The sequence below is a fragment of the Xylanibacillus composti genome (assembly GCF_018403685.1).
Taxonomy (GTDB): Bacteria; Bacillota; Bacilli; order Paenibacillales; family K13; genus Xylanibacillus; species Xylanibacillus composti.
On sequence record NZ_BOVK01000074.1, the window covers coordinates 15,136 to 28,691 of the forward strand.

At 50.4% G+C, this 13,556-nt stretch carries 20 protein-coding genes; 18 read left to right on the top strand and 2 right to left on the bottom strand.

All coding sequences use genetic code 11. The annotated features are described in order from the left end of the window. Positions 1-6 precede the first annotated feature (6 nt). The 16 genes from XYCOK13_RS19980 to salA all read left to right on the top strand — a co-directional run bounded on the left by XYCOK13_RS19980 (position 7) and on the right by salA (position 10,434). On the top strand, positions 7-657 hold the full coding sequence (locus XYCOK13_RS19980) for an adenylate kinase (protein ID WP_213414015.1): 651 nt from the start codon (positions 7-9) through the stop codon (positions 655-657). Then, entirely contained in the window at positions 658-1,410 is a 753-nt protein-coding gene (gene map / locus XYCOK13_RS19985; protein WP_213414016.1) for a type I methionyl aminopeptidase, read from the top strand. Positions 1,411-1,421: 11 nt separating this feature from the next. Beyond that, the gene (locus tag XYCOK13_RS19990) at positions 1,422-1,730 is read left to right on the top strand and encodes a KOW domain-containing RNA-binding protein (RefSeq protein ID WP_213414017.1); all 309 of its coding nucleotides are present in this window, start codon (positions 1,422-1,424) and stop codon (positions 1,728-1,730) included. Between the two features lie 2 nt (positions 1,731-1,732). Beyond that, the gene (gene infA / locus XYCOK13_RS19995) at positions 1,733-1,948 is read left to right on the top strand and encodes a translation initiation factor IF-1 (RefSeq protein ID WP_213414018.1); all 216 of its coding nucleotides are present in this window, start codon (positions 1,733-1,735) and stop codon (positions 1,946-1,948) included. Between the two features lie 27 nt (positions 1,949-1,975). After that, positions 1,976-2,089: a 50S ribosomal protein L36 gene (rpmJ, locus tag XYCOK13_RS20000; protein ID WP_003333770.1), complete on the top strand. Its 114-nt coding sequence runs from the start codon at positions 1,976-1,978 to the stop codon at positions 2,087-2,089. 11 nt (positions 2,090-2,100) lie between these two features. Further along, positions 2,101-2,466: a 30S ribosomal protein S13 gene (rpsM, locus tag XYCOK13_RS20005; RefSeq protein WP_213414019.1), complete on the top strand. Its 366-nt coding sequence runs from the start codon at positions 2,101-2,103 to the stop codon at positions 2,464-2,466. Positions 2,467-2,484: 18 nt separating this feature from the next. Continuing rightward, positions 2,485-2,883 carry a 30S ribosomal protein S11 gene (rpsK, locus tag XYCOK13_RS20010; protein ID WP_213414020.1) on the top strand — a complete coding sequence of 133 codons (399 nt, stop codon included), beginning with the start codon at positions 2,485-2,487 and terminating at the stop codon, positions 2,881-2,883. A gap of 114 nt (positions 2,884-2,997) precedes the next feature. Beyond that, on the top strand, positions 2,998-3,942 hold the full coding sequence (locus XYCOK13_RS20015) for a DNA-directed RNA polymerase subunit alpha (protein WP_213414021.1): 945 nt from the start codon (positions 2,998-3,000) through the stop codon (positions 3,940-3,942). Positions 3,943-3,983: 41 nt separating this feature from the next. Beyond that, positions 3,984-4,349, top strand: a complete 366-nt coding sequence (gene rplQ / locus XYCOK13_RS20020) for a 50S ribosomal protein L17 (RefSeq protein WP_213414022.1) — start codon at positions 3,984-3,986, stop codon at positions 4,347-4,349. Positions 4,350-4,545: 196 nt separating this feature from the next. Next, a complete protein-coding gene (gene truA / locus XYCOK13_RS20025; protein WP_213414023.1) occupies positions 4,546-5,328 on the top strand; it encodes a tRNA pseudouridine(38-40) synthase TruA in 783 nt (260 codons plus the stop codon). A gap of 164 nt (positions 5,329-5,492) precedes the next feature. Further along, positions 5,493-5,927, top strand: coding sequence for a 50S ribosomal protein L13 (gene rplM, locus XYCOK13_RS20030; RefSeq protein ID WP_213414024.1), 435 nt, complete (start codon positions 5,493-5,495; stop codon positions 5,925-5,927). An 18-nt stretch (positions 5,928-5,945) separates the two neighbouring features. Then, on the top strand, positions 5,946-6,338 hold the full coding sequence (gene rpsI, locus XYCOK13_RS20035; RefSeq protein ID WP_213414025.1) for a 30S ribosomal protein S9: 393 nt from the start codon (positions 5,946-5,948) through the stop codon (positions 6,336-6,338). A gap of 194 nt (positions 6,339-6,532) precedes the next feature. After that, on the top strand, positions 6,533-7,225 hold the full coding sequence (locus tag XYCOK13_RS20040; protein WP_213414026.1) for a phosphoadenylyl-sulfate reductase: 693 nt from the start codon (positions 6,533-6,535) through the stop codon (positions 7,223-7,225). An 18-nt stretch (positions 7,226-7,243) separates the two neighbouring features. Then, positions 7,244-8,419, top strand: a complete 1,176-nt coding sequence (sat, locus tag XYCOK13_RS20045; protein ID WP_213414027.1) for a sulfate adenylyltransferase — start codon at positions 7,244-7,246, stop codon at positions 8,417-8,419. 79 nt (positions 8,420-8,498) lie between these two features. After that, entirely contained in the window at positions 8,499-9,248 is a 750-nt protein-coding gene (gene cwlD / locus XYCOK13_RS20050; RefSeq protein WP_213414028.1) for an N-acetylmuramoyl-L-alanine amidase CwlD, read from the top strand. 67 nt (positions 9,249-9,315) lie between these two features. Next, positions 9,316-10,434, top strand: coding sequence for an iron-sulfur carrier protein/transcriptional regulator SalA (gene salA, locus XYCOK13_RS20055; RefSeq protein WP_213414029.1), 1,119 nt, complete (start codon positions 9,316-9,318; stop codon positions 10,432-10,434). Between the two features lie 53 nt (positions 10,435-10,487). On the opposite strand, the gene gerD is transcribed toward salA, so the two are convergent. Continuing rightward, complete coding sequence (gene gerD / locus XYCOK13_RS20060) at positions 10,488-11,183, bottom strand: spore germination lipoprotein GerD (RefSeq protein WP_213414030.1); 696 nt, start codon at positions 11,181-11,183, stop codon at positions 10,488-10,490. A 149-nt stretch (positions 11,184-11,332) separates the two neighbouring features. On the opposite strand from gerD, the gene XYCOK13_RS20065 reads away from it, so the two are divergent. After that, complete coding sequence (locus tag XYCOK13_RS20065; RefSeq protein WP_213414031.1) at positions 11,333-11,941, top strand: KinB-signaling pathway activation protein; 609 nt, start codon at positions 11,333-11,335, stop codon at positions 11,939-11,941. Between the two features lie 133 nt (positions 11,942-12,074). Here the strand turns inward: XYCOK13_RS20065 and pdaB are convergent, their stop codons facing one another. Then, entirely contained in the window at positions 12,075-12,866 is a 792-nt protein-coding gene (gene pdaB / locus XYCOK13_RS20070) for a polysaccharide deacetylase family sporulation protein PdaB (protein ID WP_213414032.1), read from the bottom strand. A 233-nt stretch (positions 12,867-13,099) separates the two neighbouring features. Between pdaB and XYCOK13_RS20075 the strand changes: the two genes are divergently transcribed. Beyond that, positions 13,100-13,333 (top strand): hypothetical protein, encoded by a 234-nt coding sequence (locus XYCOK13_RS20075; protein WP_213414033.1) that lies wholly within the window; start codon positions 13,100-13,102, stop codon positions 13,331-13,333. Positions 13,334-13,556 lie beyond the last annotated feature (223 nt).

A 13,556-nucleotide genomic window follows, 5' to 3' on the forward strand; every position in this document is an offset into this window, starting at 1 on the left:
ATTTCATTGAATTTACTATTCATGGGTCCCCCTGGCGCAGGGAAAGGTACGCAAGCTGAGTATATCGTCAAAGAATTTGGCATTCCGCACATTTCTACAGGCGACGCTTTCCGCTTGGCAATGAGCCAAGGCACAGCGCTGGGCGTCAAGGCGAAGGAATATGTGGACCAAGGATTGCTGGTGCCGGATGAAATTACGATAGGCATTGTCAAGGAGCGTCTCCAACAGGAAGACGCCCAGCAAGGCTTTCTGCTTGATGGTTTTCCGCGCACCATATCTCAGGCGGAAGCGCTGGATGAGATATTGAATGACATGGGGAAACGGATCCACCACGTGATTAATCTTTCCGTGGATCGCAAGCTGCTGCTGGATCGCTTGACTGGACGCCGGATTTGCAAATCATGCGGAGCAACGTTCCATGTGTTGTTCAATCCGACGAAGCAGGAAGGCGTGTGCGACAAGTGCGGCGGCGAGCTTTATCAACGGTCGGATGATACGGCAGAGAAGGTCGGAACCCGGTTGGATGAATATATGAACAAGACAGCACCTTTGCTTGAATATTATGAAAAGCAGGGACTGTTGATGCAGGTTAATGGCGAACAGGAGATTGACGCTGTTCAACAAGAGATCTCCACTCGGTTACGGGGGCAAGCGTAAATGATCATTTGTAAATCTGAATCGGAACTGCAGTTGATGCGGGAAGCTGGCAGAATTGTCGCCGACACCCACAAGAAATTGGTTGAGGCCATTGCGCCAGGCGTTACAACTGCAGAGCTAGATCAGATCGCCGAGACCTTCATACGGAGTCAGGGAGCGATCCCGTCTTTCAAAGGCTACAATGGATTTCCTGGCAGTATTTGCGTATCCGTTAACGAAGAGCTGGTGCACGGCATACCCGGTTCGCGAAAATTAAGAGAAGGCGATATAATTAGCATAGATATCGGCGCACAGTTCAAAGGGTACCACGGTGATTCCGCTTGGACTTATCCCGTGGGCCAGATCTCCGAGACAGCGCGCAAGCTGCTGGAGGTAACGGAACGATCTCTTTATGCCGGACTCGCGGAAGCGAAACCGGGTGTACGGCTGTACACCATCTCTCATGCCATTCAAAAAACGGTGGAAGCTGAGAACATGTCCATTGTACGGGAATATGTAGGGCACGGGATTGGTTCAGAGCTGCACGAAGAGCCGCAAATCCCGAACTACGGACTTCCAGACCGCGGCCCGCGGCTAAAACCCGGCATGGTGCTGGCGATCGAACCGATGGTCAATGTGGGCGAACGATATGTGAAGACGTTGGATGACGGATGGACAGTCGTAACGGAGGATGGCTCGTTGTGTGCGCATTTCGAACACACTATCGCCATTACCCCGGACGGCTACGAAATTCTCACTAAGTCAGAATCGTAGGTGGATAAACGTTGGACGATGACAGTAGACAGCCGAAAATCGGTCAAATTGTCGAGATCCTGAAAGGACGGGACACCGGAAAGCTGGCCGTGATCCTTTCAGTGGTCGATGAGAGATTTGTGTTGATTGCTGACGGCGACAAGCGAAAGTTTGATCAGCCTAAGAAGAAAAATCTCTTACACCTCAAGCTGTACGATCGCATTTCAAGTGAGGTCGCAAGCAGCTTGTCGGAAACCGGACGGGTGACCAACGGAAAGCTTCGTTACGCGGTGCAAAGCGTATTGAATGAGCAAAACGGTGCGCATGAGAAAGGAGATTGACTGTGTCCAAAGAAGATGTCATTGAAGTAGAAGGTACGGTATTGGAGCCTCTCCCGAACGCAATGTTTAAGGTGGAGCTGGAGAACGGACATCAAATTTTGGCTCATGTCTCGGGCAAGCTGCGGATGCACTTCATTCGTATCCTGACCGGCGACAGAGTGGTGATTCAATTATCGCCTTATGATTTAACGCGTGGGCGTATAACGTATCGAAAATAGCAAGACCCGAAACAGGAGGTCAAAAACATGAAAGTGAGACCGTCAGTAAAGCCCATTTGCGAAAAATGCAAAGTCATTCGCCGCAAGGGCAACGTTATGGTAATCTGTGAAAATCCGAAGCATAAGCAGAAACAAGGTTAGGAGGTGTCTGAATGGCACGTATAGCTGGTGTTGACTTACCTCGTGATAAGCGTATTATCGTCGGCTTGACCTACATTTTTGGCATCGGTCCTTCGACTGCCCAAAAGATTGTCGAGCAGACCGGCATCGATCCAAGCACTCGCGTGCGCGATTTGACGGAAGATGAAGTCAGCAAAATCCGTGACGCGATCTCTGTCATTAAAGTGGAGGGTGACCTTCGCCGTGAAGTGAACCTGAACATCAAGCGTCTGATGGAAATCGGCTGCTACCGCGGCATCCGTCATCGTCGCGGTCTGCCGGTCCGCGGACAACGGACCAAAACCAATGCCCGTACACGCAAGGGTCCTCGCCGTACAGTGGCGAACAAGAAGAAGTAATAAGGGGGGATAAGTGAAATGGCTAGACCGAAAACAAAAGTAGCTCGTACGAAACGCCGTGACCGCAAGAATATTGAAAGCGGAGTGGCGCATATCCGTTCGACGTTCAACAATACGATCGTCACCATTACCGATCCCCATGGCAACGCGGTCTCCTGGGCAAGCTCCGGCGGCCTTGGCTTCAAAGGCTCCCGCAAAAGCACGCCGTTTGCAGCGCAAATGGCTGCAGAATCCGCAGCGAAAGCAGCGATGGAGCACGGTATGAAGGCTGTGGAAGTCATGGTGAAAGGTCCTGGCGCAGGTCGCGAGGCAGCGATTCGCTCGCTGCAAGCAGCAGGACTTGAAGTGAATATGATCAAAGACGTCACACCGATCCCGCACAACGGTTGCCGTCCGCCAAAACGTCGTCGCGTATAAACCGTAACAACTATGTGGTATATTTCATTCCAATTCGTGAATAATGTTGGAGAGAGATAGGCATACTACATTGTTTGCATAGATTGATGGACGTTTTGAAGGAGGGTTAATTGCATGATTGAGATCGAAAAGCCGAAAATCGAAACCGTATCGACCAACGAGGACGGTACGTATGGGAAATTCGTAGTCGAACCGCTGGAAAGAGGATACGGCACTACGCTGGGCAACTCCCTGCGCCGTATCCTGTTATCCTCCTTGCCTGGAGCAGCAGTAACGTCCGTGCAGATCGACGGCGTGCTGCATGAATTTTCAACGATTCCCGGCGTTATTGAAGACGTGACGGAAATCATACTCAACCTGAAAGGGTTGTCCTTGAAAATTCATTCGGACGAAGAAAAGGTGCTGGAAATCGACGCAGAAGGAGAAGGCGTTGTCACAGCGGGAGATATCCGTGCAGACAGTGATGTCGAAATTCTGAATCCCGGGCTGCATATCGCGACAATGGCTTCAGACGCCCGATTGCACATGCGCATTTTCGCTGGACGCGGTCGAGGGTATGTGCAAGCGGACAAGAACAAGCGCGAAGACCAGCCCATCGGCGTTATTCCGATCGACTCCATATACACGCCGATTACCCGGGTCAATTATAGCGTAGAGAATACGCGTGTCGGCCAAGTGACCAACTATGATAAACTAACCCTCGAAGTATGGACCGACGGCAGCATTCGACCTGACGAGGCGGTTAGCCTTGGCGCTAAAATCATGACCGAGCACCTTATGCTGTTCGTCGGCTTGACTGACGAAGCGAAAGATGCGGAAATTATGGTGGAAAAAGAAGAGGACAAGAAGGAAAAGGTTCTGGAGATGACCATCGAGGAACTGGACCTGTCTGTCCGTTCGTACAATTGCTTGAAACGTGCCGGCATCAATACCGTACAAGAGCTCATCACCAAAACCGAGGAAGATATGATGAAGGTACGGAATCTCGGACGCAAATCACTGGAGGAAGTGCAGGAAAAGCTGCAAGAGCTGAATCTGGGCTTGCGTTCCGAAGAGTAAAGTGAAGTCGGACAACTTCAGAAGGAAAAGGAGGGAAACCCATGGCATATCAGAAATTAGGCCGTGATTCCAGCGCGCGTAAAGCACTGTTCCGCGACTTGGTAACGGATCTGTTCATCAACGAGCGCATTCAGACTACCGAAGCGAAGGCGAAAGAAGTTCGTTCGATCGCTGAGAAGCTGATCACGCTTGCCAAGCGCGGTGATCTTCACGCCCGTCGTCAAGCAGCTGCATTTGTCCGCAGAGAGAAGGCGAATGAAGAGCAGGATGCAATCCAGAAGCTGTTCAGCGAACTGGCAACCCGCTATGCGGAGCGTCCGGGCGGATATACACGTATCCTGAAGCTGGGACCGCGTCGCGGCGACGCAGCGCCCATGGTTTACCTGGAACTTGTTGATCAGGCTTAAGGAAATGGAAAAAGGGCGGGCAGAACTCGGATTCTGTGCAGCCCTTTTTTTGTTTCTCCTTCGTCGGGATTACACGCGCGATTTGCCGATAATGGGAAATAAGGACTTATGTATCCCTTAACATTTCCTTATCGCAGCGGGCACATACGTCGAAGGGGAAAGCAAATGCAGGATCGCAGAAGAGAGGTGAAGCGGATTGCGGCAGATCGCTTGTTTGGTCAGTTATGCGGGCACGCATTTCGAAGGCTTTCAGAAGCAGCCTAGGGGCAGAACCGTTCAGGGTGAATTGGAGTCAGCCATAGAGAAAGTGACCGGCCAGCCGACTGAAGTTCATGGCTCGGGGCGCACAGATTCTGGCGTGCATGCCCATGGACAAGTATTTTCTTTCTACAGCGATGCTTCGATACCCCCCGAGCGGTGGCCCGCTGTTCTTCATCGCTGGCTGCCCCAGGACATTGTCGTGCTGAAGTCGGCGGAGGCCCCCTCAGCATTCCATCCCAGGTATGCCGCAATCGGCAAGACGTATCGATACAGCATCTGGAACAGTCGAGTGAGCCATCTGTTCAGCCGAGCATTTGTTTATCATCACCCGGTGCAGCTGGATGTGTCCCGGATGAATGACGCGCTGTCGCATTTAATCGGCCGTCATGATTTTACTTCCTTCTGCTCAGTCCGAACCGCTTCAACGAAATCGCGAATTCGCACATTGCGGCAAGCGGAAGTGGTGGAAGAGCCGGTGCCATACCCGCCGAGTACGGGACGGCTGCTGCATCTCTATGTATCGGGCAGCGGATTCTTGTACAATATGGTGCGGATTATTGCCGGCACATTGATTCAGGTTGGAGAAGGCAAGCGGAATCCGGAGCAGATGCGAAGTATTCTGGCTGATCGAAACCGGCAAGCGGCTGGTCCTACAGCACGAGCAGAAGGGCTGACCCTTCTGTCCGTCGATTATGGAGAACTTGATCCTTTCAAATGAAGTTTCCCCTTGCTATTGGCATTCGATTGTTGTATTATATTAGTTGGCTTTCATTTAGCTGGCTTCCCACGGCCCCGAGCTAATGAGTCACCTTCCATATAACGATGATGTATGTATTTAATGAAAAAAACCATAGAGCTTGAAACAAGGAGGACCATCCATCCATGCGTACGTATATGGCTAAGACGAATGAATTGGAGCGCCAATGGTACGTCGTTGACGCTGCCGGTCAAACACTGGGCCGTCTGGCTAGTGAAGTGGCTGCCATCATTCGCGGCAAACATAAACCGCAATTTACGCCACATGTAGATACAGGCGATTTTGTAGTCATCATTAACGCAGAACAAATTGTTCTGACTGGCAAGAAGCTGGATCAGAAGAACTACTACCGTCACTCCGGTCATCCGGGCGGATTGAAGGTAACAACCGCACGTACGATGTTGGCGAACAAGCCTGAGCGTATGATCGAGCTTGCTGTACACGGCATGCTTCCGAAGAACAGACTCGGCGAGAAGATGAAGCTGAAGCTGAAAGTATACGCAGGCAGCGAGCATCCGCATCAAGCCCAAAATCCCCAACCTTGGGAACTTCGTGGTTAAGAAAGGGAGGAACAAGTAGTGGCAACAGTACAATACTATGGAACCGGCCGCCGCAAGCACTCCGTAGCCCGAGTTCGCTTGGTGCCGGGTGAAGGCCGTATCGTAATCAACAACCGTGACATCAATGAGTACTTTGGACTCGAGACTTTGAAGCTGATCGTGAAGCAGCCCCTGAATCTGACCGAAACACTTGGCAAATACGATGTAATCGTATTGGCACACGGCGGCGGATACACCGGGCAAGCTGGAGCGATTCGCCACGGCATTTCCCGTGCGCTTCTGAAGGTTGACCCTGAATATCGTCTGTCGTTGAAGCGTGCCGGATTCCTGACACGCGATCCGCGGATGAAAGAACGGAAGAAGTACGGCTTGAAAGCTGCTCGCCGTGCTCCTCAGTTCTCCAAACGTTAAAAAAGAAGCAGACAGCCTTTTCTCTATTCAGAGGGAAGGCTTTTCTCTTGTCACCGAACCGCTTTGGGCAGAATACCTATATCTTATATGAACTGGGGGATTGACATTAGAGCACAACGCTTTATAATGAAAGTTAAATGCTTTAATTCATACCTAAATACTAGGAATTAACGGATTGATGGAGGGACCGTGACATGAATTTATTTGAGAAGGAAGAGTTCGCTAAGCAAGCTGCAGAGCGGTTTGAGAACGAAAGTCCAGAAGCTGTTCTGGCGTTCGCCGCAGAGCAGTACTCCAGCCTGACTTTGGCCTGCAGCTTTGGCGCAGAGGATGTTGTCCTGGTTGACATGCTGCAGAAAATCAGTCCGAAGACAGATATCTTTTACTTGGATACCGATTTTCACTTCCAGGAAACCTACGAAACTCGCAACAGGTTAGAGGAGCGGTACGGAATCAACTTTGTGCAGGTAAAGCCATTGCTTACGCCGGAAGAGCAAGCGGAGAAGCATGGGGATGAGCTTTGGAAGTCTGACCCTAACGCATGCTGCAACATTCGCAAAGTAGAGCCTTTAACGCAAATCTTGGGGAAATATGACGCATGGATTACCGGCATTCGCAGGGACCAAGCCCCTACGCGTGCGAATGCGAAAAAAGTAGAGTATGATTATAAATTCGGCTTGATGAAATTCAATCCGCTCGCAAGCTGGACATGGGATGATGTATGGAACTATATCCGCAGCAACGATGTCATCTACAATCCGCTGCATGACAACAACTATCCAAGCATCGGCTGCAGCTATTGCACACGTCAGGTAATGCCTGGAGAAGATCCGCGTGCCGGACGCTGGTCTGGCAGCGATAAGACCGAATGCGGTTTGCATAAATAAGAGGGAGGATACAGATTTATGCCTACAATACAGCCGCATGGCGGCACATTGGTCAATCGTCTGGTTGAAGGAGAGCAGCGCGAACGTCTGATGCAAACGGCCTCCACGCTTCCTGTCATTCGTGTGAACAACTGGACGATATCGGATATTGACTTGATTGCAGTAGGCGGGTTTTCGCCGCTGACTGGGTTTATGAATGAAGAAGACTATCAGTCCGTTGTGGAACGCATGCGGTTGGCGAATGGACTTGTTTGGAGCATTCCTGTCACCTTGGCCGTAGATGAGCCAACCAAGGGCAAGCTTCAAGTGGGCGGGCAAGCGGCGCTTGTCGGCGAAGACGACCAAGTGATCTACGCCATACTAAATGTAGAAAGCATTTATGAAGTGGATCAAGCGAATGAAGCGAAGAAGATATTCAAGACAGATGAAGTGGCTCACCCTGGAGTAGCGAAGCTTTATGAGCGGCCAAACACATATGTGGGCGGCTCGATTCAAGTGCTGAATCGTCCGAAGCGCAGCAAATTCCGGGAGTTTTACTTTGATCCGGTTGAGACGAGAGCGCTGTTCGAACAGAAAGGCTGGAAAACAGTTTGCGGCTTCCAAACTCGCAACCCGGTTCACCGTGCGCATGAGTACATTCAAAAATGTGCGATGGAAATTGTGGACGGCTTGTTCCTGAATCCGCTCGTGGGCGAAACGAAGTCTGATGATATTTCTGCAGATGTACGGATGAAGAGCTACCTTGTGCTGTTGGAGAATTATTATCCGCAGGATCGTGTTTTCCTCGGTGTGTTCCCGGCTGCCATGAGGTATGCAGGTCCGCGAGAGGCGATCTTCCATGCCATGGTTCGCAAAAACTTCGGCTGTACACACTTTATCGTAGGGCGTGACCATGCTGGCGTTGGCGATTACTATGGCACTTATGAAGCGCAAGAAATCTTCTCGAATTTCACCGAGGAAGAGATCGGAATCAAGACGTTGTTCTTCGAGCACAGCTTCTACTGCAAGAAGTGCGGCAACATGGCTTCGAGCAAGACTTGTCCGCACGATAAGGAGCATCATATGCATCTGTCCGGTACGAAAGTACGCGCATTACTGCGCGACGGACAATGCCCGCCTCCAGAGTTCTCCCGTCCGGAAGTCGCCCAGATTCTGATTGAAGGCATGCGGGAACTGCAGCCGGTCAAGGAATAAGCGAGAGCTTGTCATAATCAGACACCCCGTCCCATATAGATGGTAGAGAGTCCATCTTGGGAACGGGGTGTTTTTTGCTATGCCAAAACGCAAGCAGCGTATTGTACTCTGGCTGTCTTACCGGAGCAAGCGCAGAGTAGGGCTGGCCGCATTGGTTATCCTACTGGCGGTTTGGGTATTGACGTATGACTGGCCATCGATGAAAACATGGGAGCATTGGAGTCTCCCGCTGTCGGGACGAACCATTGCGCTCGATGCCGGCCACGGAGGACCCGATGGCGGTGCTACGAGTGCGACAGGTTTGCTGGAGAAAGATATTAATTTGGCAATCACCCTGTATTTGCGCGATTATTTGCAAGAAGCGGGGGCTCTCGTTGTCATGACGCGTGAGACCGATACGGACTTGGCGGATGCCAATATGAGGAGCGGCCGTAAGCGCCAAGATTTGCTGCGCAGAGCTGAACTGATCCGGGATAGTGGCGCAGACCTGTTCCTGACCATCCATATGAATGCCATTGGCTCATCGAGGTGGTACGGTCCCCAAACATTCTACTATGCGAATCAACACCCGGACAATAAGCGGTTGGCGGAGTTGATTCAGAACGAAATCAAACGCACAGTCGTCGATACACACCGTGTCACGAAAACGGTGGACAATGTGTATTTGCTTAAAGCTATTGCGATTCCAAGCGCTTTGGTCGAGGTTGGTTTCCTCTCGAATCCTGCGGAAGCGGAACGTCTGGCAGACCCCGATTATCAGAAGCAGATGGCGGCTGCGATCTATCAAGCGATCCTGCGATTTGCTTCAGGGGAGGAAGTTGGTTCTTAGTTTAGTTGTGGTATAATGGACCTAGCAAGAAAAAGAAGGACATTTACTACATAACGGAGTGAAGGATATGCTTACGAAGGAAGAGCTGTTGGATGCGATTCGATCCATACAGGAACCAAGCTATAAACGCAGTCTTACGGAATTGAACCTTGTCCGGGACGTGATGATCAAGGAAGGCCGAATCGCCATGACGGTCATGGTTGCCGATCCGCAACTCGCCACATCGCTAGAGGAAGAGATTCGCGCAGTATTAGGTCCCATGAGCGAGAGTGAAGTTCATGTCAGGATGCGGCAAATGACCGATTTCGAAAAACAGGAAGCTGATAAAGCTGCCGGACTATCGACTGGAGATGGATCGGGCCAGCAGCGGAATGGCACGACAGCTCAGCAGCATACGCACGGACTGGACTTGAAAAGCGATATTCTGGACCCTCAATCGGGAGTGACGTTTATCGCGGTGGCAAGCGGCAAGGGGGGCGTAGGCAAATCGACTGTCACCGTCAACCTCGCAACGGCATTGGCAAGGAGCGGCAAGCGGGTAGGCATCATCGATGCGGATATTTACGGCTTCAGCGTTCCGGATATGATGGGGTTAGAGGGACGTCCGCAGTTAAAGAGCGAGAATGTTATAGAACCCATGGAGCGGTTCGGAGTCAAAGTAATGTCGATGGGTTTTTTCGTGGAAGACAATGCGCCAATTATTTGGCGTGGCCCGATGCTGGGCAAAATGCTGCGGAATTTCTTCTCTGAAGTCGATTGGGGAGAGCTTGACTACATGCTGCTCGATCTGCCGCCAGGAACCGGAGATATTGCCCTGGACGTACATCAGATGATTCCGCAAAGCAAAGAGATCATCGTCACAACCCCTCATGCAACAGCGGCTTTTGTGGCAGCTCGTGCTGGGGCCATGGCTGTTCATACCAACCATGAAATTTTGGGCGTTGTGGAGAATATGGCTTATTATGAATGCTCTGCCTGTGGTCAAAAGGACTACGTGTTCGGCAAGGGCGGCGGAGCCAAGCTCGCGGAAGAACTGCACACTGACTTGTTGGCGCATATTCCTCTTGGCGTACCGGACAATCACCCTCAAGAACCGGATTTTTCGCCATCCGTCTATAAAGCGGACACTGCCATTGGACAGATATATAACGAAATTGCCGAGCAAATCATTCGCAAAACCCGTTAACATAATCGAACAAGCCCAAGCCAATCCGGCTAGGGCTTGTTTGTCTTCGTGGCTTAGCTTCCGCCCGCGCCACCGCCACCGCCACCGCCGCTTTCTCCGCCACCGCCGCCGCCGCTTTCTCCACCGCCGGATTGTTCTTTCTTCGGCTTGCTCTCTTCCTCCATCACTTTCTTCATCAGTTCCATCAATTCAAGGCGGAACAGCGGGTTCTCCAAAGCTTCCTGCATGACAGTCATCGTTTGCTGCCTGTACTCCTTGCCTTTCAATACATCGAGCATCAAGTCCTTATACTCCTGGTTATTCATCACTTCCAGCAGCATGGTTTGATACTCAGGGTCCTTCATTAAGTCTTTATGCAATTTTTCGTTTTCCTTCTGTACGGCCTTGGCGAATTCGCCGGCGAATTTTGGGTCGGTCATCATTTGTTCCAGTACTTTTGGATAGCTGGGATCGGTCAGAACCTCTTTGACAGCCATTTGGATTTGTTGGCCATCCTCGCTTTTCAGCATTTGCATAATTTTCATTTCACTTTGACCTTGAGTGTTTTTTTGCTCCTCTTCCTGCTGCACTTCCTGTATGGCTTTTTTGCCTTCCTCTGTCTTCAAAATATCCACTACCATGGACTTCACTTCTTTGTAATCCATCGTGCCGCCTTGCTGATCGGTGCCGCAACCCGAGAGCAAGGCAATGATCAGGAGGAGGCATGTAATGCACGGCCCCAGCTTTCTCCAAGCGCTATGTTGATTCATGAGGGAGCCCCCTTTTCGACAGGATTGTGTCATTATGGATAGTATGCATTGTGTCCCCCACGGTTTATGTCGGAATGCGTTGGCTTTTTCCTGTTTCGGCTGGTACAATGTACTATGAATTCGTGTCGAAACAAATGGGGGAAACTACGGTGACTTTAAGAAAATGGTGGTATCTGTTCTGGACAACATTGCTGGTTGGCGGGGTGGCCGCATTTGTCCCGGGAAGCATCTTATTGTTCACGGATCGGACCTTTGTAGCCGATTTTACGACGGGGGAATACATCTTTAATTTGGTCCAGTTGTTCGGAGCGGGACTTATGTTCAGCGTGTTGAGTCAAATGGGCTTTTTCGCGTATCTGACACTAAATTATATTGCTCTTTCTATTTTTCGGCAGCCCGTGCTATGGAAGACCTTGCAGGTTATTGTGGTCGTCGTCGTTGCGTTTGACTTGGTTTATTTGCCATATAGTGCCGAGGGCTCCTCACCTTTATGGACGTATATGCTCCTGACTGCGCTGCTTGTTGGCTTGTCAGCTCTGATGGCGAATTGGAAAGTGCGGATGACGAACAAAACGGCATGGATCCCGACAATGTTTTTCTTGGTTACCGCAACAGCATTGGAAGCTGTCCCGGCGCTGCAGGAAAACAATTGGAACGGGATTGTTACCATGATGATTCCATTGTTCGCCTGCAATGCATGGCAAATTTTGAAGCTGCATACTTTGGTTGGCACCGGAAGCCAAGCGCAAGGCAATTAGGCGCTGGAGCGCACAGGTATTAGATAACGAACTAACGTTAGCAGTTAGCGGGTGAATAGAAGTGAGCCAGACCGATCAGGTCTGGCTTTTCTTGTAGCAGGCAACCGAATAGCGAGGTGGGTTGGCGAAGCTTTTATGAAGAGCTGGAAGGGGTTTTAGGCGGATTGTCGCGTACTTCCTTGTCCTGCAAATCCGTCTGATTCATCAATTCGGACACTGTGACGAACGTAAACCCTTGCGATCTCAGTTTGTTGATGATTTCCGGCAAGGCCTGGTGTGTCTGCTTGGATGAATCGCTGGCATGCATCAGAATGATATCTCCTTTGTGCGCCCCTTTGACCACGCGATTAACTATTTCCTCTACTCCTGGATTACGCCAATCCCTAGAATCGGTCCCCCACTGAATGACTTTATAATTTAGTTCCTCTGAAATCTGGAGAACGCGTTTATCAAAATCCCCGTTCGGAAGTCGGATGAGGTTGGGGCGTTTGCCCGTGACCTCTGTAAGAATGTGAGTCGAGGTAGTGATTTGCTTGCGGATTTCTTCGTCCGTCAGTTCGCTGTAGTTCGCATGCTTGTGGCCATGGGATCCGATTTCATAACCGAGATCGGCGATACGTTTGACGATTTCGGGATGATCCTTGGCCCAAGGGGACGATAGGAAGAAGGTAGCCTTATTCAGACCGTTTTCTTGAAGCACTTCCAATATCGGCTCAGCGCGTTCCTCTCCCCAGCTGATATCAAAGGTAAGCGCAATCCATTTTTTGTCCGTGTCCACGCTGTATATTGCTGTCGGTTCATCATATGAGAAAACCGATACATTGTCGCTTTCCACATACACAATAGCCGCTGCGAAGATGGCAGCGACCGTCAATATGACCGCTTTTTTAACTTTATTTCCGTTCAGAATCCAGAATACATTCACTTTTGCAGTACCTCCTCGCTTGTACTTGTTTGTACCAATGTATGCGGGAGCAGACAACTTATGCGCAAGGATCCGAGAGAAAAGTAAACGGGTTTTTCAGTCCAGAATACGGAGAGGGGGAAGCGGCTCCCATCTCGATTGTCGCGAGTTCAAGTCATAAAAACGGAAAAAGTTGTGCATAACAGTAAAACGGGTTAGTTCAACAATGAAGAATGGAAGGGAGCAAACCAAGCGTGCTGGGACTATTATTTACTGATAAGGAATGCAGAGAGTTGGACTATATGCTGAGGAAAGAACTGGACGAAATGCTTCTGGATCTCCGCGATCAACGTATTGACGAAACGATGAGGGCTGCAATTGCAAGTCGTTACAAAATCATTTTTCGCATGTATGCGAGACTGGCCTCCCCGAAGGAACTCTCTCGTTATGCTCTGAAGAAAGGCTACCCGAGCAGAGGACAGGCTTAGCGAAGGGCGACGACGGTTGCTCTAGTGAACTGCTATTAGTGACGATATTTGAATAACAGTGTGTCAATAGTCTGTGAAAATGTCACCTTAACTTTTCTAAGAAAATGTCACTTTCAGTGTGGATCGAGGCCGTCTAAAAAGAGGCCTCGAAATAGCCGTTGTGCTGTGAGTACATTGCATCTTGGAACGAACGCTTTGTTGTGGTAAGCTTGGATTGGTTTTG